General features: G+C 43.8%; 17 protein-coding genes. 5 read left to right on the forward strand and 12 right to left on the reverse strand.

Annotation, left to right across the window (positions count from 1 at the left end):
* Nucleotides 1-748: 748 nt before the first annotated feature.
* Nucleotides 749-2,281 carry an RNA-directed DNA polymerase gene (locus ACR0QV_RS03160; RefSeq protein WP_432634521.1) on the reverse strand — a complete coding sequence of 511 codons (1,533 nt, stop codon included), beginning with the start codon at nucleotides 2,279-2,281 and terminating at the stop codon, nucleotides 749-751.
* Between the two features lie 164 nt (nucleotides 2,282-2,445).
* On the opposite strand from ACR0QV_RS03160, the gene ACR0QV_RS03165 reads away from it, so the two are divergent.
* Nucleotides 2,446-3,192 carry a TIGR02391 family protein gene (locus ACR0QV_RS03165; protein WP_432634522.1) on the forward strand — a complete coding sequence of 249 codons (747 nt, stop codon included), beginning with the start codon at nucleotides 2,446-2,448 and terminating at the stop codon, nucleotides 3,190-3,192.
* 634 nt (nucleotides 3,193-3,826) lie between these two features.
* Here ACR0QV_RS03165 and ACR0QV_RS03170 read toward each other — a convergent pair.
* Nucleotides 3,827-4,807 carry a hypothetical protein gene (locus ACR0QV_RS03170; protein ID WP_432634523.1) on the reverse strand — a complete coding sequence of 327 codons (981 nt, stop codon included), beginning with the start codon at nucleotides 4,805-4,807 and terminating at the stop codon, nucleotides 3,827-3,829.
* Nucleotides 4,808-5,097: 290 nt separating this feature from the next.
* Between ACR0QV_RS03170 and ACR0QV_RS03175 the strand changes: the two genes are divergently transcribed.
* Together ACR0QV_RS03175 and ACR0QV_RS03180 are read left to right on the forward strand one after the other, a co-directional pair.
* Complete coding sequence (locus ACR0QV_RS03175; protein WP_432634524.1) at nucleotides 5,098-5,682, forward strand: GIY-YIG nuclease family protein; 585 nt, start codon at nucleotides 5,098-5,100, stop codon at nucleotides 5,680-5,682.
* Between the two features lie 84 nt (nucleotides 5,683-5,766).
* Nucleotides 5,767-6,327 carry a hypothetical protein gene (locus tag ACR0QV_RS03180; RefSeq protein WP_432634525.1) on the forward strand — a complete coding sequence of 187 codons (561 nt, stop codon included), beginning with the start codon at nucleotides 5,767-5,769 and terminating at the stop codon, nucleotides 6,325-6,327.
* Nucleotides 6,328-6,469: 142 nt separating this feature from the next.
* Here ACR0QV_RS03180 and ACR0QV_RS03185 read toward each other — a convergent pair whose 3' ends face one another.
* From ACR0QV_RS03185 to ACR0QV_RS03220, 8 genes are all read right to left on the reverse strand, one after another.
* Nucleotides 6,470-7,585: an ABC transporter permease gene (locus ACR0QV_RS03185; RefSeq protein ID WP_432634526.1), complete on the reverse strand. Its 1,116-nt coding sequence runs from the start codon at nucleotides 7,583-7,585 to the stop codon at nucleotides 6,470-6,472.
* Complete coding sequence (locus ACR0QV_RS03190; protein ID WP_432634527.1) at nucleotides 7,582-8,694, reverse strand: ABC transporter permease; 1,113 nt, start codon at nucleotides 8,692-8,694, stop codon at nucleotides 7,582-7,584. Before ACR0QV_RS03190 ends, ACR0QV_RS03185 begins: the two co-directional genes overlap by 4 nt.
* Nucleotides 8,691-9,608, reverse strand: coding sequence for an ABC transporter ATP-binding protein (locus ACR0QV_RS03195; protein ID WP_432634528.1), 918 nt, complete (start codon nucleotides 9,606-9,608; stop codon nucleotides 8,691-8,693). The genes ACR0QV_RS03190 and ACR0QV_RS03195 overlap by 4 nt, the downstream gene beginning before the upstream one ends.
* On the reverse strand, nucleotides 9,601-10,281 hold the full coding sequence (locus tag ACR0QV_RS03200; protein ID WP_432634529.1) for an ABC transporter ATP-binding protein: 681 nt from the start codon (nucleotides 10,279-10,281) through the stop codon (nucleotides 9,601-9,603). Before ACR0QV_RS03200 ends, ACR0QV_RS03195 begins: the two co-directional genes overlap by 8 nt.
* A 37-nt stretch (nucleotides 10,282-10,318) precedes the next feature.
* A complete protein-coding gene (locus ACR0QV_RS03205; protein WP_432634531.1) occupies nucleotides 10,319-11,044 on the reverse strand; it encodes an HlyD family secretion protein in 726 nt (241 codons plus the stop codon).
* A complete protein-coding gene (locus ACR0QV_RS03210; RefSeq protein ID WP_432634533.1) occupies nucleotides 11,041-12,381 on the reverse strand; it encodes a TolC family protein in 1,341 nt (446 codons plus the stop codon). The genes ACR0QV_RS03205 and ACR0QV_RS03210 overlap by 4 nt, the downstream gene beginning before the upstream one ends.
* A complete protein-coding gene (locus ACR0QV_RS03215; protein ID WP_432634535.1) occupies nucleotides 12,382-13,026 on the reverse strand; it encodes a TetR/AcrR family transcriptional regulator in 645 nt (214 codons plus the stop codon). It lies immediately after the preceding gene.
* A 154-nt stretch (nucleotides 13,027-13,180) separates the two neighbouring features.
* The gene (locus ACR0QV_RS03220; RefSeq protein ID WP_432634537.1) at nucleotides 13,181-14,113 is read right to left on the reverse strand and encodes a glycosyltransferase family 2 protein; all 933 of its coding nucleotides are present in this window, start codon (nucleotides 14,111-14,113) and stop codon (nucleotides 13,181-13,183) included.
* A 147-nt stretch (nucleotides 14,114-14,260) separates the two neighbouring features.
* Here ACR0QV_RS03220 and ACR0QV_RS03225 point away from each other — a divergent pair, with 147 nt between their 5' ends.
* Nucleotides 14,261-16,435, forward strand: coding sequence for a putative bifunctional diguanylate cyclase/phosphodiesterase (locus tag ACR0QV_RS03225; protein ID WP_432634539.1), 2,175 nt, complete (start codon nucleotides 14,261-14,263; stop codon nucleotides 16,433-16,435).
* Between the two features lie 134 nt (nucleotides 16,436-16,569).
* Here ACR0QV_RS03225 and ACR0QV_RS03230 read toward each other — a convergent pair whose 3' ends face one another.
* A complete protein-coding gene (locus ACR0QV_RS03230) occupies nucleotides 16,570-17,097 on the reverse strand; it encodes a hypothetical protein (RefSeq protein WP_428053142.1) in 528 nt (175 codons plus the stop codon).
* Between the two features lie 121 nt (nucleotides 17,098-17,218).
* Here ACR0QV_RS03230 and ACR0QV_RS03235 point away from each other — a divergent pair, with 121 nt between their 5' ends.
* Complete coding sequence (locus tag ACR0QV_RS03235) at nucleotides 17,219-18,427, forward strand: phosphopentomutase (RefSeq protein ID WP_432634541.1); 1,209 nt, start codon at nucleotides 17,219-17,221, stop codon at nucleotides 18,425-18,427.
* Between the two features lie 53 nt (nucleotides 18,428-18,480).
* Here the strand turns inward: ACR0QV_RS03235 and ACR0QV_RS03240 are convergent, their stop codons facing one another.
* Entirely contained in the window at nucleotides 18,481-20,412 is a 1,932-nt protein-coding gene (locus tag ACR0QV_RS03240; RefSeq protein WP_432634543.1) for an NAD(+) synthase, read from the reverse strand.

The raw sequence follows: 20,412 nt of genomic DNA on the forward strand, positions 1-20,412 counted from the left end.
AGCCGTGCCGTACGCAAGGCACAAGAAGAAAACCGCAAGAATGGGATCCCAAATATGTATGTAATCAACGGCAAACAAGTATGGCGAAGGCCGGATGGATCTTTCTCGGATAAAAATCCCTTCTAACTATTTTTCTATCCCCATAAAAGACCCCGCAAACACGCGGGGCTTTTATGTACATATATAAAATTTCTTGCAGTATTTCTGCAAAGGATTCAACACCAAAATCAATATTAAGATGTTTTTGTAACATAGCACACACAGACAGCCTGCATAACCACACATTTACCAGCTGGGCAATTTTATTTGATATGAATAAACTGTTTGAGGAGTTTGTGCCCCTAGTTTTATCTAAAACATTTCCCGGCCAAGTAAAAATCCAAAATACGCGCCAAATTATCAAAGATATTGGGGCCTTCCCGGTACTAGTTATACCATATGTCTCGATATTTTGTTCCGAGAAGATACAATCATTGATACCAAGTATAAACGTCTTCTTTGCCCCAAGACACACTTTCCGAAGCCGGCATTTACCAAATGCCGGCCTATAACCGTTTCTCCCACAGAAGAAACATCATTTTGTGTCATCCTATGGCAGGAGAATATTGCCCTAGAACCACTATTTTGGAAACGGGAAATTGACACATCAGCCTTGCTACTGTAAACTTACATCAAAAACTAACGGAACAAAATATCAAGAATATATTTTCCATATTATTTTAATCATTTATAAATTCTTCCATGGTAATTATCTAAAATCGTAGTTAAAAAACACTTTAAATTCAAGGGGATTGATTACTGGTGATACTTCGTTTTTCTTATCCAAAAGAAGCCAAGAATTTTTAGAAAGGGAATCTACATATTTTTCTTTGACCCAACTATTATTCCACAGTATTCCTCCTTTTCCCTGAATTAATTGGCATATCTTATGCTTGTATTTGTAAATATGATCTAACCCTAAAGGAATGGCAATACGTTGGAACCATAATTCCAAATACGCATTATTAATCACATATTGAAATTTATTGTATATTTTAGACACAATACATTCTTTGGCATTATCAGGAATGTATTGAAAAATAATTTTGCTAATCACCGCACTACAAATAGGATAAATCCGGGGATTAGATATCATCATATCTACCAATATCGCTAAAACCACTATTGGATCTTGCATATATTTTTTTGTTTCTTGTTGCATATCTAAATCATTATATATATGTTCAAGCGCAGAAATTAAGCGGCCTGAGTTAGGATATCGTTTAGAGAAAACATATAAATTTAACAGTTCTCCCTGATACGATTGAAAATCTTTATTGTAAGATAACCAAGCCAACTTATCCTCTTTTATTGACGAGGAAATAATGCAGTCTGAACAAATTGTTTTCTTGGCATTTAATTTAAATCCAAACTCAGTTAATAATTCATTAAGCAGAACTAAGATTTTTTCACCAGACAAAGGATCGTTCGTAAAAATTTTATAATCATCTCTATATCGTAAAATATGATATTTTCCAACCTCAGTACAATTGAGAATATTACTTAATCGATTGTCAATATAGCCAAGTAATAACTCGGCCATAAAATCCATTAACGCACTACCTTGCGGAATGCCATTTGTTTGCCCATATTGCATCCAACGCAACAATTTATCTATATCATTGCCTAATTGATACCTAGAAGTTTTTTCTATAAATTTTTTTACAAATTCCTTTCCGTGCAAGGCCCAAGCAAATGAATGTGTGTAAATAGAGGGATAACAATTTGTAATATCCGTTTGTAACACATAGGCATATTGTAAGGATAATTTTATGGATTCTTGCTCTATATGTTCCCACCAATTTTTAATTTGTCCTCCTTTATCTTTTCCAGCCGAATTTTCCACTGGCAATCCAATAGCTTTGATAGCAGGATTCCTTTGATATAAGGCAAACCGATGCTTAATAAACTGCCAATTTTCTTCTTTTGTAATTAAATCAACCAAAGCTAGATAGAAAACAGGGTGGATAAATTGAAATTTTCTCCATTCATAGTGTCCATCTTTATTCGTAAACAGTGCATAATTGATATCACTTAAAGTTTCCGGTAGGCATCCTGGGGATTTAATAGCATCTAAAGAAATTTGCCCATGCAAAATGTCGTGAAACAAGTTGCGAACCATTTTTCCAACATCAATATATTCAGGAAGTTCTAAATTACAATAACTTTCTGATTTTAAAAAGAAAGCCCGTGCCTCTTTCCCACTAAAAGACAAAATATTCTTTATTTCTTCCTTTTCCATAACTATTCTAATAATAGAGTTGAATTAGGTTCTAACATTTGATTACAAAAGAGACTCTACTGGCTCACATCCGTGGGCTCAAGTAAAACTCTACTAAACAATAATTATTTTATAATATTAATATAAATATTCACAAAAAGTACTAATGAGACAAAGGAAATACTATGAGTACCATATCATCTGCCGATAAACAGTATTTAAATAACGCACTACGGTTGCAAAACAATGGTTGGATTATCCGCTTTACGGAAGAAGATTTTATTCAACTGTTTGAAGAAGAAGGAATTGATATTAATAACAAAAAATATCTAATCTCGGGCACAAGCAAACAAAATAGATTTGATAAATTTCTAGAAATTGAGGACAACAAAACAGTAGCTATCCTCATTTTAAGGTTAGCATCCCGTTTTAGAAATAGGGAGTTAGCAGGCGTATCCTCTATCAAATTTAGTGAAAGTTTAGAAAAAATTGCGAAAACCCTTCTTATACAGCCTCATAAAATATCTTTCTCAACAGATAATACCGCTGTGTCTGTTGATATTCATCCAGACTTATATAGCCATATAAGTTCATACATTGATGCAGAAGACTACTTTAGCGCTATACAAGAGGCCTATAAATTTGTAAGAGAAAAATTAAAATCAATTACAAGAAAAGAGCGGGCAACAGAGGTTTTTGGGGATAATGGTTTAAGGGATGATTTCCACAAAAGCCTATTTGGGACTGAACCCCTAAAAGGAACACCCCTCTATGATTCTTATCGCGGATATGCACATATTTACTTAGCAATTCAATTTTTGAGAAATGAACAAGCACATTCTCTATCTAAAAAAATTGATAGGCATCTTGCTCTCCATTTTATAACATTGGCAAGTTTGGCCTATACGCTCATTTCAACTAAAAATCCTTAAAATTTATACTTGTAATATATTTTCTATTATTAATTTCCCTGTTATAAACTTAGGGAATTTGAGCAGTATTTAATAGGTCTGGCACTATAACAATGTCGCCCCCTTTCCTTAGTTAATAGCCCCAAAACTGCTAAATTCCCTGTATTTTGCCTGTAAATAGGGAAAATTGAGAGAATGAAACTGTTCTGCCTCCCAAACAAAACGGTCAGCGTGCAAAAGGATACTCAATACCTAAGGGAAACCGCGGTCAAACCGCAGAATATCTACGTGTCTATCCTTATATGCGTCAAAATATACAAATAGGCAAAAAAATTGATGAAATTCGCTATCTTTTTCTCGGAAAAAGGCCACATTAAGAAAATAACATGAAAGTTCGACGAGCAAAGATATGAAAGAGAGAAAATTGGTAGATAGATGGCTTTTTCAAAAATGTATTTTATCATCGGGCAATAGATATCATATAAGGGACTCCCCAGCGCCTTCACCCCATATTAAATGCTTAGAATTTTTGGGGATGTTTCCCTTAATTTCTAAGCATTTTTTCCTTTCGCAAAAAAATCTCCAATCTTTGACCCGGCCCAACTTTCAGCGGGATTGTTATTTAGTTATTGAATAAATAGAAGAAATTAATAAATCATTTTAAGCAATCTGGAGGTCTAACCGGATCTACAGGCATAAATCCCTTAGTTTTTGAAAATTTCATATTACACATAAAATTCTGCATACAATCGGAAGGGTCTATGCAATTTAGATTCAAGGAATCGAATGTCTGTCGGGGTATCCAAGCAGATAAAAAGGTTTGTGGTTCTATGTGCCCGGTAATAGAGTTTAAAGACTTTACAACAAGATTAGCCAATATATAACCAACAGGAATTTTGGCAAAAACGGAACCTACCACACATAATGCACAACTGCATAGATAGTCCTGATAAATCTCAAAACGTCGAGAAATAGACATATTTTTTCGAGATAATTTTCCTGTTGAAGTTAAAGACAAAGAATAAGCAGGAACTGTTGTTATATCTCCCACCGTAATGTTTAGTTGAATATACTTTTGATAATATTCTCCCATAACAAACGAATTCCCTAGATTGTCTTTAAACTTAGGTTTACAAAATTTCTCAAATACTTGTTGATATGCTGAAATATCACCTTTTAATAACCGATCTGATAATGTACTCATTTTGAACCAATCGGCGTACGCTTGCTGGTACAACGCCATCTGCTCATCAAACAAGGCCTTATCCTTAGCCGGAGCCTCTTGGATATTTTGTTTCATCCTTGATACTTTTTTATCTTGCAACCTAAACAACCGCTTCCACCAAGAAGGAGTGTAATTTGCTAATCTGTGTTTAGCTTCTTTCTGATATTTATCAGAAAGAATAGGCTTTTTAGGCAATGGCCTATTATGAATAGCAGTCCAATTTATAGGCTCTAAAATACGCTTATGAAACGAGGTAATATATTCTAAATGATTCGTATATTGTTCAAACTGCTGTCTAGCACTATCCAACTCTTGCTCTTTTAGAGATTGTTTATAATCTCGAAGACGTTGTCTTTCAGCTTGTTTTTGCACACGATCTAACTCTCTAATAAATCCTTTAAATGTAACCATACTTAGCCCCAAAACATATTATTTTTATATGTAAATTATATTATAAATAGAGGTGTTGAAAAATGCAAAAATATCTTAATATATTTCTTTGTACAGTATTTAGGAATTATCTATTAAGAAAGCGGAAAAAGAACTTTTAATCAAAGAAATTTTGAGAAAGCACTTTCAAACGGAAATTTTTTGCCAAGAACTAAACTGCTCAAAATTCAATTTCATTTTTTAAAAAGCAAAAATTAATATAATGAAATTTATAAACTGGTCGTAATATTAGGAAATTGAGGAATAAGACGATGGAAAATACGGATCATTCATTCTATGTCTATGCACTAAAAGATGGAAGGAAAAACCCAGCACAAATTTTTTATATAGGAAAAGGAACAGGAACTAGAAAAGATGATCATCTGCTGAATGTAGATGATACGAATAAAGGAATTTTTATCCGAGAGATTATTCAAACAGGGGGAGAGGTTATTGTTAGCATTCTTGTTGACAACTTAACAGAAGTGCAAGCTTTAACTTTAGAGGCTGAACTTATCTCTGCTTTTGGAACAGAAAAAAATGGTGGAATTCTAAAAAATTCAGTGACACCAAAATCTTTTATTATTCCATCTAAACAGCCTCTCAATTTACCAGTTGGTATGTACGAATTGGCAACTATTGGGCTGAAATTTATCAAAAAAGCGATGTTAGAGTTTTTGGCAGCTAATCCGGATGGCATTAAAAATGCTGATTTCGCAAGATATCTTAATTTGCACTCGGACAATGCGGGCAAACAAAAAGATTATCTAACTTATTCTGTTTTAGGCATATTGATGAGAGAAAACAAAATCAAAAAAGAAGTTAATGGAAAATACAAAATAAGAAAACTTAACTAAGGTTCCACATGGGTGTAAAGTTCCCGAAGAGATTTGATTTTTAAACTTCTTATAACATTTAATTGCATTTTAAAGGGTTTCTATATGATTTTTGATTCCCTTCCTTGGAAAAAGGAATTGCACAAATTAAGCGAGCGCCTACACAAGGTGAGCCTACATTCAAAGATGTCTGAGACTAAAGCGGTTTCTTGCGAAAAAGCTATTTTTATTTCGGCATATATTATTAGAAAATTGTTTGAGGCATCCAAATTATCTTATGAATTAAAGAGTATCTCTTGTCAGATAACAAAATATTCCAATGTTAAATATGTAGATTTATTAAACTGGCATAATATTAACCAAACTTTTGATCTCAACCATCCTATACCAAGCACTCTAAATATCAAGAGGTTGTGTAATTATTTAATTCATAGTTTTGTATTTGTGTTTTCTTACGATGAGAATGATTCCTTATGTGGTTTTTATTTCACTTCGGATCGGGAAAAAAATAAAGAACTTTATTTTATGCAAATAAAAGATTTCATAAAAATGGCACAAATTGTAGCTAATGATGAAAAGATGCAGGCTAGATACAAAAGAGATACAAACGGCGATTTTAAAGAAGTGGATCACAATATATTTGAAGAACCAGCCATTATTCTATAGGTCTAACTTTCTTTATATTCCGCTCAATTTTCAGTAAAATTTTTATTGTCTAATTTACGAGTTTTCCCTATTATGATTATATTCCGAGTAACCAACAATGCATTCTAAGCGCCAGCTCAGGGAGAGTCTTTCTCACCCAACATCAGTTTAATTTGGATTTGAAGTTTTTATAGGCAAGGGTGGCTAGTGTAATAGCCATCAGGAGCAATATACCAAAATACTTTCCAAAAAGCAGGTAGTCCCCGCCCTTCAAAATGATATTGCGGAAATTGGTACACGCATACATCATTGGGTTTAAATAGCATATCCAACGGAACCCAACCGGGATATTATCCACGGGAAAGAAAACCCCGGAGAGTAAAACGGCAGGCAGCAATACCAGCACACCGCCCATCATCGCCTGCTGTTGGCTATTAGCAATCGTACTAATTAAAGTAGCCACAGATAAGGCACACGCCGCCAGCGCAATGCCGTTAAGCGCAAATTGCCAAAAAGTGCCTCTAAACGGGATTCCGAACCCGAAAACACCCACACACAGCATAAGGGTTACGACCCCAATCCCAATAAAGAAATACGGCAAGACCTTGCCTAATAAAATATCGGCGGTGGATGCCGGGGACGAAATCAGTTTTTCCATAGTACCCATTTCTTTTTCTTTGGTGATTGCCATACTGCCCACAATCATCAGAATAATAAAACTGGTCATTACCAACAGCGCGGGAATCATAAAATCAGTAGTGCTTAGTTGCGGATTAAACAAAATGCGCGTGTCCAATGCCAGTTGCGCAGGGCCGCCCAATTGATATCCGTGGTGAGCGGCCACCTTGGCTAATATCTGGGTTATATAAGCGTTTACCTGTTGGGCCCGCTGGGCATTGGTGGCATTAATGAGTATTTGTATAGGGCTGTTTTGGCGTTCCAAGGCGTATTCAAGCCCTTTATTGGGGGCTACCAGCACAGCCTCTGCCTGATAGGTGGTCAATAATTCGGTCGGATCTGCCACATTTGTTTCTTCTACATTTTGCACCCGCTTAAACCAGCCGGAGGCAATGGCACGCGTCTTCACTTCCCGCACCAAGGCAGAAGGCTTGCTGACTACCACCATTTCAATATTTTTCACTTCGCTCGTTAGCGCAAGCCCGAACATCGTTAATTGCACGATAGGGATAAAGAAGATCGCCGCAATCATTTTAGGGTCGCGGAAGATTTGAATAAATTCCTTTCGGATAAGGCCTTTTATAATGCGTTTGTGTATCACGGTTCCACATCCGTTTTAAATTTTTGTATGGCCAAGGTAATCATCACTATCATAAATAAAAATAGTGCCATAAAGGGAACAAATAAATCCCTTATCCCCGCCCCACTTAGAAACAGCGCGCGGCTGATTTGCAAAAACCATCTCTGCGGGAAAAGCATCGTTACATACCGGAAGAAAACCGGCATATTTTCTATGGGAAAAATAAAACCCGAAAAAATAAAGGACGGCAACAACCCTATTGCAAAGCCAAATTGTATGGCAGATTGCTGTTGGCGGGTAATTACCGAGATAAGCAGCCCCAAGGCGAGCGCCCCCATAATATAGAATATACAAGCCATTGAATAGAGAACAAAACTTCCGCGGAAGGGAAGGTGAAACACCAACAGGGCCAGTACAAAAACAAGCAACACATCAAAGCAAGAAAGCACAAAATAAGGCAGCAATTTGCCAACAACAATTTCCAATGGGCGTAACGGCGTGGAAAGAAGCAGTTCCATAGAGCCGTCTTCCCATTCCTTGGCCACCGTTAAAGCCGTCAAAATAATGGCTAAAAAGCCGATAATAACCGTGCTCAATGCCGGCACAATAAACCAACGGCTGTTTAATTCCGGGTTAAACAAATACCGCGTGCGGATAGGGGAGTTTGTAAAAGTATGCGGCAATAAGGCGCGGGTGGTATTTTGCAAAATACCTTGCATATAAGTAGTGGATAAGGCGGCCATTGTGTTATCCGTCCCGTCAATTAACAACTGTGCGCGGGCGGTATTTCCCTTTACAAAATTTTTATGAAACCCCGGCGGAATAACCAGCATCCCTCGCATACGGTTCTTTTGGAGTTGCACTTCCACTTCGGCCGGCGAGTGGACGGCAATTACATCAAAATACCCGGCCGCGCTGGCCTGCATCAGCAATTCGCGGGAGGTATGGCTTTGGTCGTTATCCCGCACCATTAGCGGGATATGATGATAATCCAAGTTAATAATAAACCCGAAAAACATCACAAATATTAACGGAAGCACCAAGGCCACCGATAAAGTAAAGATGTCGCGCCTAATGTGTTTCGTTTCCTTGCTGGCAATAGCCATAATGTGTTTGTACAGGCGTTTCATTTGGCCCCCGTTATGGCTTTTAAGAAGACGTCATCCAGCGTCGGCTCTACGGAGCGAACCGTAAAATCTGTCTGGTGTTGTTGGGCGAACGCTTCAAAGGCATTTTTATCCGTTATATTTACCCGTAACTTGTTTCCAAAAACCCCTACATTTCCTAAGGACAAACGGTGCAATTCTTGTAAGATTATTTGTTGCCTGTCCGAAGTAAAAGCCAGTTCCACGGGCTTTTGCGGGAAATAAGTTTGCTTTAAGTTGTGCGGGGTGTCCATTGCCAAAATGCGGCCACGCTCCATAAGCACAATACGGTGGCAATACTCTGCCTCGTCCATATAGTGGGTGGTTACAAAGATAGTTTTCCCCTGTGCGGAAAGTTGGCGAATTAAATTCCAAAAGGCTTGGCGTGTCTTTGGGGAAGTCCCGGCCGTGGGTTCATCCAAAAAAATAAGTTCCGGGTTATGCAGAATAGAAGCCGCCAAGGCAATCATTTGTTTCGTGCCGCCCGAGAGTTGCCGGACGGTTCCGCCGGGTATATTTGTAAGTCCGATAAACGAGAATAATTCTTCCGTGCGTTTGCGGATTTTCGGGCGCGAAAGTTCGTATAAACTGCCCGCAATATCCATATTTTCCCATACCGTTAAATCCGGATAGAGCGTAAATTTTTGCGACATATATCCGATATGGGGTTTGAGCACCGCCGTAGAAGCAGTTACATCTACCCCGTTTACAAGCACTTTGCCCGAGGTGGGATTCAAAATACCGCATAGCGTGCGGATAGTAGTGGTTTTGCCTGCGCCGTTTGCCCCCAAAAAGCCAAAAATCTCCCCGCGGGAAACCTCAAAGGATATATCATTTACCGCTTTGAAATCCCCAAACATAATGACCAGGTTTTGCACTTGTATAATCGTGTTATTCATATTTCAAAAATATGTCCGCAAAATTGGTAACGTGCAATTTCTGCATTACATCCTGTGGCTGTCCGCCGGCAAGCAAACGGCCCGCCTGCAAGATATGCACCTTGGCACAGCGCTCCGCTTCGTCCATATAGGAAGTGCTTAAAATCACCGTCATTTCCGGGCCGGCCACATTATAGACAATGTCCCATAATTCCTGCCGGGATACCGGGTCCACCCCGATAGTCGGCTCATCCAATAAAAGCAGTGCCGGATGATTTAAAAGCACGCACATAAGCCCTAATTTCTTGTACATCCCGCCGGACAATTTTCCGGCCGGACGGTCTTTAAAGGGGGCCATCCCCGTGGCGCTTAATAATTCCTCGGTCCGTCTGAGGAAGGTGGACAGTTCCAAATTGTACAAATCGCGGAAAAATTCCAAATGTTCCCACACGCTTAAATCGGGGTACAAACTGGGCTCCTGCGGGAAATATCCCATACGGGTTATGGCATCTGGCGCAGGACACGGCTGCCCCTTGTATGAAAATTCAAATTTTCCCTGCGTGGGTTTTAATAGTCCTTTCAGCAAGCGCAGCAGCGTGGTTTTCCCGGCCCCGTTCGGGCCGACAATGCCGTGTACGGCTCCGGCTTCAAAAACGGTACTTACATCCGTTAAAGCCGCAGTTGTATGGAGCATTTTAGAGATATGTTCCGCCCGGACCGAAATAGACATTTTATTTTACAAACTCCGTTTCCAAGGTCATACCCGGTTTAATGGTTAAGTTTTCATCGTTTTCAAAGCGCGTTTTTACGCCATACACCAGCCGGGTGCGTTCTTCGCGCGTTTGCACATTTTTAGGTGTAAATTCCGATTGGTTATTAATGGCCAAAATCCGCCCCTTAAATACTTTGTCTGCTTCCGGCAAATAGCCCTTTACCGCTTGGCCGATAGACAAATTGGCCAGTTCCGCATAAGGAACATACACCCATACGTCCAATTCCTTTAAGTTGGCTACCGTCAGCATTTTTTTACCCGCGCCGATAAATTCGTTCGGCTCGTAATATTTATAAAGTACCTGCCCGGTCAGCGGGCTGGTTAAGGTGCACCAACTTTGTTGCAGGGCGGCTTGGTCGTATTGGTGCTTTTTAAGGTCATAATTTTCTTGGGAACCGGCCGTCGTTTTTAAAAGTTGCGCCGCACGCCTAAATTCGGTTTGGGTAATTTCCTTTTGCAAATTGGCGGTATCACACGTTAAGCGCGCCACCACTTCCCCCGCTTGAACCGGGTCGCCCTCTTCTACCAAAATTTCGGCAATCGTATCGTTTAAGCGGGAAGAGATATCCACGGCCACGGCTTCGGCCACGCCGCTGTAAGAAAAGGCCCCCGTGCGGAAAAACACCAAAGCGACGGTTACTAAAAACAAAAGTACGGCTGCTGCTATAATAATTCTTTTTTTCATAAGGTTTCCTTGCTTAAACTATGTAAAATAGCCAATTGGTTTAACTCTTCTACCTGCACATCCGCGAGTGAGAGTTGGCTGTCCAACAAATCCAAATTGGCTCTATCTACTTCAAAAAAAGTAACCGCACCGGCTTTATAAGCCTGATAGGTCAAGCGGGCGGCTTCGCTGGTTTGCTTAATCATATCTTGGAGCAACTCTTCCTGAATTTGCAAGCCGTACAAACGGTCTTTGGCTGATAAAAACAAGGCAGTTAGTGTTTCCTTGGCATCCTGTTTTTCATACCTTTTAGCGTGCGCCATTTCCTGTTGCGCCCGGGCCTGTTGGCGGTTTTTCCCGCCCTCAAACAACGGGATAGAAACAGCCGCACCCGCACGCCCCAAAAACACGTGTTCGCGTATGGCTCCGTTGGGGTATTCAAAATAAGCACCGCCCTGCAAAGAAAGGCGCGGATAAAGCGAGGCTTTATAACTCTCTGCCAAATAGGCGTAATATTGGGACATTTCGTCTAAGGCGGCTAATTTGGGGGAATTTTCGTCAAACTCGCTTTGGCTATATGGTAAAAATTGTCCCAGCGTGCTATCCAAGGAATCGGTTGCCAGTACCGCGGAGGTATTACCGGGATAGTTGGCTTTTATTAAACGTTTATCTGTTGGATAAGTGGGGTTAATGCCATAGTCCGTGCCCGTCAATTCAAATAGAGTGCGCAAATCGCCCGCCAAATTACTGCGGGCCGCACTCATCGCCGCTTGTGTTTTTAGCACTTGCTTTTGGGCTATGGTAATATCCAATTTGCTTTTGGCTCCCGCCTGGTACGCGGATTGCACATCAGCCAGTTGTTTTTGCACCACTTCCAACTGCCCGTTTAATAGCACCAAATGCTGTAATTGTTGTTGCACGGCAAAATACGCTTGGCGTACCTGCAAGAGAATTTGTTTCCGCGCAAATTCGTATGCTTGCTCTTGTGCGGAGGCCATTTTTGATGCGCTCTTGCTAAGCGAACTGCGTCCCCCGTTATCAAACAGCACATAACTAGCCGTCGGACCGACAGAATAACCCCAATTATCGCCAAATTGCAGGTTGCTGTTTCCCAAGGTAAGGGATGGAACATCCGAAACCCAAGACCCTTTGGCATCCAGCGATACGGACGAATAAAGCGAAGCCGATGCGCCTTTCTGTTGGGCGCGTGCCGCACGGACCTGCGCTTGTAAATTCTGCAAATGGGCCGAAGATGTTAAGGCGTCCTGTTCGCAATCCGCCAAGGAAAGAGACGAAACATCCAACCCGTACAAATAGGGGCTAACCAACACCAACAATAAACCTATTAATCTTTTCATCTATTCTCCAAAAATACTATCTAATAGTAAATTAATGCGCACGCAAAATTGTTGCTTATTATCTACGGTTTGAGTGAGCAGAGAAACATCAAACGGTAAATTTGTTGTTCCTACCCGCTCTAAAAGGCCCATCAATATCTGGGGCATAACAACAGGCAAAACAATCATAGACAAAAGAGCAGGCAGGGACTGGTTATGTATTTTTTCCGGCAATTTGGCCCGTTTTAATTCGCGGGAAATAAGGGCAATATGCTGGGTGAAATTTAAAGAGAGAAAATGAAACAACTTACCATTCCCGGATAAAACATTGCCCATAATAGAAGACAAAAACATCCTATTTTTCCCAACAAAATTATGCAGGCCAAGCAGAATCTGCGCTATGTTTTCCCGCGGGGAGGCTTCGCCTGAAAGTTTTAGGGTAAGATGCTCTATCATTTGGTTATACAGAGCGCGCAACATCTCTTTATCAAAATTATCTTTATTCTTAAAATAATAGTGGAAAAGGCCCAAATTTACCTTGCTTTTGGCACACAACTGCCGCACGGTAAAATTGAGCCCGTGTTTTTTAGCAAGAGTAATTCCCGCCTGAATTAAGCGTGTTTCTGTATTTGTAGTAGAGACCATAGGCTTTTCCTGGTTATACATCCGTATAAATTATACAAGCGTATAAATACTTTGTCAACAAACCTCTTATGTTAGGGAATAATAGCCTGAAATGGGAGATAGTTTATGTAAAATGCCCCGGGCACTAAAACCCAGGGCATTTAATGATATCTTGCACAATTCAGCAGGAAAAATTTTATTGGCAATTTATTTTTTCGTCTATTATATACAGCGGGCGTTGCTTTACTTCCATAAATGTACGGCCTAAATATTCGCCGATGACCCCCAGGGAAATAAGTTGCACACCGCTGAAAAACAAAATCGCCACCATTAAAGAGGAATACCCGCTAACGGGGTTGCCAAAGAAGATCTTTTTGGCGGCCACCCACAGCGCGTATAAAAACGCGAAGAGCGAAACCGAAAAGCCGAAATACGTCCACAGCCGCAAAGGGAGCGTGGTGGAAGCCGTTAAGCCTTCCAAGGCAAAATTCCACAGCCGCCAATAGTTCCACTTGGTTTGCCCGGCCTGGCGCGCTTGGCGCACGAAAGGAACAGAAGCCGCCTTAAAGCCCACCCAGTTAAAGAGCCCCTTCATAAAGCGCTCCCGCTCAGGCAAGGTGAGCAACGCCTGCAAAACGCGCTGGCTGATGAGACGGCAGTCCCCGGCGTTTTCGGGCATTGGGCGGGTGGAAATAAAATTGTAGAACTTATAAAAAACCTTCGCGCTCATACGCTTTAACCAAGAGTCCGTTTGACGGTTCTGGCGTGTGCCATAGACTACTTCATATCCCTCCTTAAATTTTTCTAAAAACGCGGGGATAAGTTCCGGCGGATCCTGCAAGTCCGCATCCATTACAATAGCCGCATCCGCTTGGGCGGCTTCGGCCAGCCCGGCGGTCAGCGCGGCCTCTTTGCCAAAATTGCGCGAAAGGGATATTACCTTTACGCGCTTGTTGCGGTCGGCCAAATTTTTTAAATAGGCAAGGGTGCCGTCTTTACTGCCGTCATTTACAAAAATATATTCAAATTGAAAGCCGTTTTCCTTTTGCAAAACGGGTTCTACGGCCTGCCAAAAAACGGGCAGGGCTTCTTGTTCGTTATAGGCGGGAACGATTAACGCTATTTTCATACAGAGATTATAGTATTTTTTAGCCTAAAAAACGCGCAGATTTATCCCGGTAAAATTCCGTAGAATTGATATAATAAATTATGCGGGTTTTGGCCCGCGGGAGGACATATTAAAAAGATTTCGTTTCGGTTTTTTATTTTGCTGTTTTTGGCCGCCGCCGGAGTGATAGCGGCGGGCGTGGTGTTTTATTGGCAGCAAGTAAGCGAAATTTTGGCCTCGGACGTGAAACTAAATGTAGCCGCCGCCGGTAAAGAAGCCGCGAGCGACTTTGACCGCGTAATCCAAACGGATGAGCAGGTGTTAGAGTCCTTGGCCCTGACGGTACAGGATGCTTACCCGTGGGCAGATTCTTCTCACTTGACCGATTTTTTAAAACGCCAAACCAACCATAACTATTTTAAACTCCTGGGCGTGATTACCCCGGATAAAAAACTTTATTTGTCCTCTCCGCGCAACTTTACTGCCGCCTTTGTGGCGGATATTTCCGCGCGCACCTTGGAGCAGGGCAAATATCTCTCCGTCCGCCAGGCGGATCCGCTGGACGGCGCGGATGTATTGGTGCAGTCCGTTGCCCTTTATAAAAACGGCCGTCCGCTGGGAACCTTGTTTGCCTTGCAAAATCCCAGCCGCTATCAGCCCCTTCTTACTTTATCTGCTATGGGGGACAAGGGTTCGTCTATGATTGTGGAGCGCGACGGCAACTTGGTGCTCTCTCCGCGTAAAGTAGGGTTCAGCAATATTTTTACCCAATTAGATAAAACCGCCGCGGCGGATAATTCCGCCCTGCCTGCGGATTTGCGCCGAGCGGTGCAAAACGGGAAAAGCGCGCTGGTGAGCGCTCCGTTGGACGGCAGTACGCGGTTTTTGTATTTCATCCCCTTGGAGCGTAACGGGTGGTATATGGTATCCTCCTTGCCTACGCAGTTTGTAGAGGAACGCGCCCAGCATTTGGCGGTGTTGTCGCTTCTTTTGTTTGCGTCCGTATTTGCGATTTTCTTTTCCCTTATCTTTTATATTTTGCATATGCGCGCGTACAGCAACCGCCAGTTGTTTGCCACGGCGTTTGTAGATAATTTGACGGGTGCTGACAACTTTAACCGTATGTGCGAAGTGTTCCCGCAAAAACTGGCTGAATTGCACGGGCAAGCGGCGTTAGTCATTTTTGACATTAATAAATTTAAGGTCATTAACGATTTGCACGGTTATGAACGCGGCAACCAAGTGTTGCAGCGTATTGCACAGGTCCTGCGCGAAAATGTATCGCCCGAAGAGTGCTTCTGCCGTCTGTCAGCCGACAATTTTATCCTGCTGTTAAAATACACGGACCGCCGTTCCTTTTTGGCGCGGCTAAATACGCTCAATACGCAGTTGCGCCGCGATTGCACGGTGGAAGATTCTTGCCTGATGATTGATATTGCGTTTGGCGTGTATGAAATCAAGGAGGACATCCCCTTTTATATTATGTTGGACCGCGCTCATTTGGCGTTGGAAAAGGCCAAAAAAATGTCCTTTGACAAGTGCGAATTTTACGACGAAGCCGACCGCAACCGCATTGTGGCGGAAAAGCAGATTGAAAACACGATGGAAGCGGCCCTTAACCACGGGGATTTTGCCGTTTATTTACAGCCCAAGTGCGATTTTGCCACCGGGGAAATACGCGGGGCGGAAGCCTTGGTCCGCTGGACGGGCGCGGGCGGAAAAATTGTCCGTCCGGATGATTTTATCCCGATTTTTGAGAAAAACGGTTTTATATTGCGCCTGGATATGTTTATCTTGGAAGAAGTGGCCCGCTTGCTGGCGGCGTGGAAGATTAAGGGCCTTAAACAGGTGCCGATAGCCGTCAATTTTTCCCGTTTGCACCTAAACGACTCCCGCTATATTCCCCAAATGCTGCGCTTGGTGAACAAGTACGGCGTGCCGCACGAACTGATAGAGGTGGAACTGACGGAGAGCGTGATTTTTAACAATTTGGACCACGCGCAAAACATCATCCGCCAACTGCACGGTAACGGCTTTTCCGTGGCAATGGATGACTTCGGTTCCGGGTATTCATCCTTAAACGTGCTGAAAGAGTTGCAGTTTGACAGTATCAAACTGGATAAGGAATTTTTGCGCGGTTTTGAACACAACCCGCACGCCCAAAAAGTGATTGAAGGGGCGGTGGCAATGATTAAAACCTTGGATATTAAAATTGTGGCCGAAGGTGTGGAAACCCGCGAACAGGCGGACTTTTTGCAAGCCATCGGCTGTAACCTGGCGCAAGGCTATTTATTCGCCAAACCCCTGACAGTTGCCGACTTTGAAAAACGGCTCAATAAATAGCGGCTAACCTGCCGGCATTTTTTCCGTTAAAAAAGTCGGAAAAAATAGACAAAATTTCCACTTATAAAGGTTGGGCCTTTTAAACGTAAAAAGCCGCCCTGTAACAGGGCGGCTTTTTTGCGGAAGAAATTCGTTTACGAGTGGGCCTCTTTGGCCGAAGCGGCCGTTTCCTGTTGGCGGAAGAACCCCAAGGTTTGCTGGGAATAAGCAAAGAACGGATAAAAATCATTTTCCGGCTTGCGCAGTTCCGCTTCCGCAATTTCAATATGAAAAAGTTTCTTTTTAGACACCGCAAATAACCGCACCATAGCGGGCGAAGACGGCGCGGGCATTTCGCTCCCTACGGGCAAGGCCGTCATTTTACCCGTTAATTTGCTGGCGTGGGCCAACATCCGCGCAGCGGCTTCTTGCAGGGCTTCGTGCCCGTGCCCGCCGATTACGCCGCCCAAACCGCTTTTGCTGTTGTTTTCAAAATACAAACTGCTGTCGCCCAGCGAATTGGTCGCCAAGAACAAATGTTTGGTTTCCGCTCCGTCCAAAAACGCCATTTCAATCCCGGCGACGGAAATTTCATCCGGGCCGATTTCAATCACGCCCTTACGGTTTTCCAAATTTTTTACGTCCAACCAAAAATTCCGCATATTGATATAGGCTTGTTTCATATACTCCCCCTTTCTTTCCTATATACTATATCATTTTGCGCCGTCTTCTGCGCCCAAAAGAGGGTTAGACGGCTCGGCCTTTTTTGGGTATAATAAAAGAAAAGTCTTGGAGGTATATTTTATGGCTCAAAAAGGACGTGCAATTATTTTGATGATGGACTCTTTTGGCATCGGCGGAGCGGAAGACGCCGCCAAATTCGGCGACAGCGGCGCCGATACATTAGGCCACATTGCCGCCGCGCAAGGCGGGTTAAAAGTACCCAATTTGGCAAAACTCGGCTTGTTAAAAGCGGCCGAAGCCTCCACGGGCCACGCACCGCAAGCAGGCGCGCAGGACGGGGCAAAAGTTGATTTACCCTCCAAGTACGGTTTTATGCGGGAAATCAGCCACGGCAAGGACACCTCGTCCGGCCATTGGGAAATGGCAGGTTCGCCCGTGCAGTTTGAGTGGGGCTATTTCAAGCCGGATTATCCGTCTTTCCCGGCTGAACTTATCAAAAAGATTTGCGACGAAGCGGGCTTGCCCGGTATTTTGGGCGATAAGGCCGCCAGCGGTACGGTGATTATTGACGAACTGGGCGAAGAACATATCAAAACGGGCAAACCCATTTGCTATACATCCGCAGACAGCGTGTTCCAAATCGCCGCGCACGAAAAGCACTTCGGCTTGGACCGCTTATACAAACTGTGCGAAATTGCCTTTAAACACGTGGCGCCGTACAACATTGCGCGCGTGATTGCCCGCCCGTTTGAGGGCGAAAAGAAGGGCGAATTTAAACGCACCAAAAACCGCCACGACTATTCCGTCAAACCGCCGATGACGACGGTATTGGACGAAATCAAAAACGCGGGCGGCGCGGTGATTTCCGTAGGCAAAATTTCGGATATTTTCGCCAAGCAAGGCATTACCCGCGCGGTAAAGGCCGCGGGCTTGGAGGAACTTTGGAACGTAACCTTGGAAGAAGCCAAAAACGCGCCCGATTTCAGCCTGACGTTTACCAACTTTGTGGATTTTGATATGACTTGGGGCCACCGCCGCGATGTAGCCGGATACGCGGGCGGCTTGGAATATTTTGATAAACGCCTGCCCGAACTGGCCGCGCAAATGAAGGAAGGCGACATCGCCTTTATCACCGCCGACCACGGGTGCGACCCCACCTACAAGGGCACCGACCACACGCGCGAACACGTCCCGGTGATTATGTTCGGGCCCAATGTAAAACCGGCATTCCTCGGCGGGCGCGACACTTACGCCGACATCGGCCAAACGATAGCGGACTACTTTAAATTGCCGTCCCTTAAATTTGGTAAGAGTTTCTTAAACGATTAGCAAAAAGCCCCGGGGTAAAAATCCCGGGGCTTTTTTGTGTATATCAAAAGGCATTAGCGCAGGTTTTCCACTTCGGCTAGCCACACATCCGCGCTCGCGTCGCTAGGCATACGCCAATCTCCGCGCGGGGATAAGGCTACCGACCCCACTTTGGGGCCGTCGGGCAGGCAGGAGCGTTTAAACTGCTGGGCAAAGAAGCGGCGGAAGAAGATTTTCAGCCATTTCTTTATGATTGCCGAATCAAACTTTTTGGCAAAGGCTTGGCGGGCCAAAAAGTAAATTTTGGCGGGCGAAAACCCATAGCGCAGGAAATAGAACAAAAAGAAATCGTGCAACTCGTACGGGCCCACCAAATCTTCCGTTTTCTGCGCAATTTTCCCCTGCTCGTCGGCAGGTAACAGTTCGGGGCTAATCGGTGTTGCCGCAATATCCTGCAAAACGGCCTGCGTCTGTTTGTCCGTTTCGTGCTGGGCGGCCCATACCACCAGCGAGCGCACCAAGGTTTTGGGCACGCCCGCATTGACCCCATACATAGACATATGGTCGCCGTTATACGTGGCCCACCCGAGCGCCAGTTCGGACAAATCCCCCGTACCGATTACCATACCGCCCGTTTGGTTCGCAATATCCATTAAAATTTGGGTACGTTCGCGCGCCTGGGTATTTTCGTACGTAACGTCCTTTACCTTAGCGTCGTGGCCGATATCGGCAAAGTGCTGTTCGCACGCTTTTTTAATGCTTACCTCTCTTTGGGTAATGCCTAAACTCTTCATCAGTGTAAGCGCGTTCTGGTACGTTCTGTCCGTTGTGCCGAAGCCCGGCATTGTTACGCCGATAATTCCCGTGCGGGGCAGGCCGAGTTTATCAAAGGTTTTGGCACATACCAGCAAGGCCAAGGTGGAATCCAACCCGCCGGAAATGCCGAGTACCGCCGTTTGGGCGTGTGCGTTTTTAATGCGCGTTGCTAACCCCATTACTTGGATATTAAAAATTTCCTGGCAGTTTTCGTCCAAGCGACTGCCGCGCGGTACAAAGGGCGTAGGCGACACAAACCGCTCCAAATGCGTAATAGGCAACACGGGTTGGCCCGATTCAATAAGTTCATAAGGGTCTGCCGTTTCGTAGGCGCTGTCCGTGCGGAAGGTGGTGTTTAGCAACCGCTCGGCACGTAAACGCTCCACGTCAATTTCGGCGGATACCAGTTGCGCCTCGGTGGAAAAGCGTTCCGAAAACGCAAGCGGGGTGCCGTTTTCGTAAATAAGGGCATTAGAGCCAAACACAACATCGGTAGTGGACTCTCCAAACCCGCACGAAGCATACACATACCCGCACAAACAACGGGCCGATTGCTGGCCGACCAGTTCGCGTGCGTAGGCGTGTTTGCCCGTTAAAGCGTTGCTGGCGGATAAGTTAAAAATCACGTCCGCACCCTGCAAGGCCAAGCGGGAAGAGGGCGGAATTACGGACCATAAATCTTCGCAAATTTCTACGCCGAATTTCATCCCGCCCGATTCAAACAATAAATCGGTTCCCGCCGGCACAGGCATCCCGCACAGGGTTACTTCGTTTCCGCCCCACTCCAAGGCAGAAGTGAACCAGCGTTGCTCGTAAAACTCTTTATAATTGGGCAAATAAGTTTTCGGCACTACGCCCAAAATTTCGCCGCGGTAGCACACCACCGCCGCATTTAATAAAAGGTTATCCGCTTGGACGGGCATCCCCACCATAAAAATAATATCAAGCCCTTCCGTGCGGCGCAAAAGCGCCCCCAGCACCCGCTCGGCGGCCTGCGCCAAGAGCGGCTTTAAAAACAAATCCCCACAAGTATATCCCGTTACGCATAATTCGGGCAACGCCAGCACGCGCACGCCCTGCTGGGCGGCTTCGTTAATTAAATGTTCCAGTTGCGCGGCGTTATAGGCTGTATCGGCTACTTTTACAAGCGGCACACCCGCCGCTACTTTTACAAAACCAAAATGGCTCAT

This window comes from Candidatus Avelusimicrobium sp. (assembly GCF_050873505.1).
Taxonomy (GTDB): domain Bacteria; phylum Elusimicrobiota; class Elusimicrobia; order Elusimicrobiales; family Elusimicrobiaceae; genus Avelusimicrobium.

What these genes read in the sequence shown, in the direction of transcription:
- ACR0QV_RS03160 (WP_432634521.1), bottom strand. Translation starts at nt 2,281, where the DNA reads ATGGAAAAGGAAGAAATAAAGAATATTTTGTCTTTTAGTGGGAAAGAG.
- ACR0QV_RS03165 (WP_432634522.1), top strand. Translation starts at nt 2,446, where the DNA reads ATGAGTACCATATCATCTGCCGATAAACAGTATTTAAATAACGCACTA.
- ACR0QV_RS03170 (WP_432634523.1), bottom strand. Translation starts at nt 4,807, where the DNA reads ATGGTTACATTTAAAGGATTTATTAGAGAGTTAGATCGTGTGCAAAAA.
- ACR0QV_RS03175 (WP_432634524.1), top strand. Translation starts at nt 5,098, where the DNA reads ATGGAAAATACGGATCATTCATTCTATGTCTATGCACTAAAAGATGGA.
- ACR0QV_RS03180 (WP_432634525.1), top strand. Translation starts at nt 5,767, where the DNA reads ATGATTTTTGATTCCCTTCCTTGGAAAAAGGAATTGCACAAATTAAGC.
- ACR0QV_RS03190 (WP_432634527.1), bottom strand. Translation starts at nt 8,694, where the DNA reads ATGAAACGCCTGTACAAACACATTATGGCTATTGCCAGCAAGGAAACG.
- ACR0QV_RS03195 (WP_432634528.1), bottom strand. Translation starts at nt 9,608, where the DNA reads ATGAATAACACGATTATACAAGTGCAAAACCTGGTCATTATGTTTGGG.
- ACR0QV_RS03200 (WP_432634529.1), bottom strand. Translation starts at nt 10,281, where the DNA reads ATGCTCCATACAACTGCGGCTTTAACGGATGTAAGTACCGTTTTTGAA.
- ACR0QV_RS03205 (WP_432634531.1), bottom strand. Translation starts at nt 11,044, where the DNA reads ATGAAAAAAAGAATTATTATAGCAGCAGCCGTACTTTTGTTTTTAGTA.
- ACR0QV_RS03210 (WP_432634533.1), bottom strand. Translation starts at nt 12,381, where the DNA reads ATGAAAAGATTAATAGGTTTATTGTTGGTGTTGGTTAGCCCCTATTTG.
- ACR0QV_RS03215 (WP_432634535.1), bottom strand. Translation starts at nt 13,026, where the DNA reads ATGTATAACCAGGAAAAGCCTATGGTCTCTACTACAAATACAGAAACA.
- ACR0QV_RS03220 (WP_432634537.1), bottom strand. Translation starts at nt 14,113, where the DNA reads ATGAAAATAGCGTTAATCGTTCCCGCCTATAACGAACAAGAAGCCCTG.
- ACR0QV_RS03230 (WP_428053142.1), bottom strand. Translation starts at nt 17,097, where the DNA reads ATGAAACAAGCCTATATCAATATGCGGAATTTTTGGTTGGACGTAAAA.
- ACR0QV_RS03235 (WP_432634541.1), top strand. Translation starts at nt 17,219, where the DNA reads ATGGCTCAAAAAGGACGTGCAATTATTTTGATGATGGACTCTTTTGGC.
- ACR0QV_RS03240 (WP_432634543.1), bottom strand. Translation starts at nt 20,412, where the DNA reads ATGAGCCATTTTGGTTTTGTAAAAGTAGCGGCGGGTGTGCCGCTTGTA.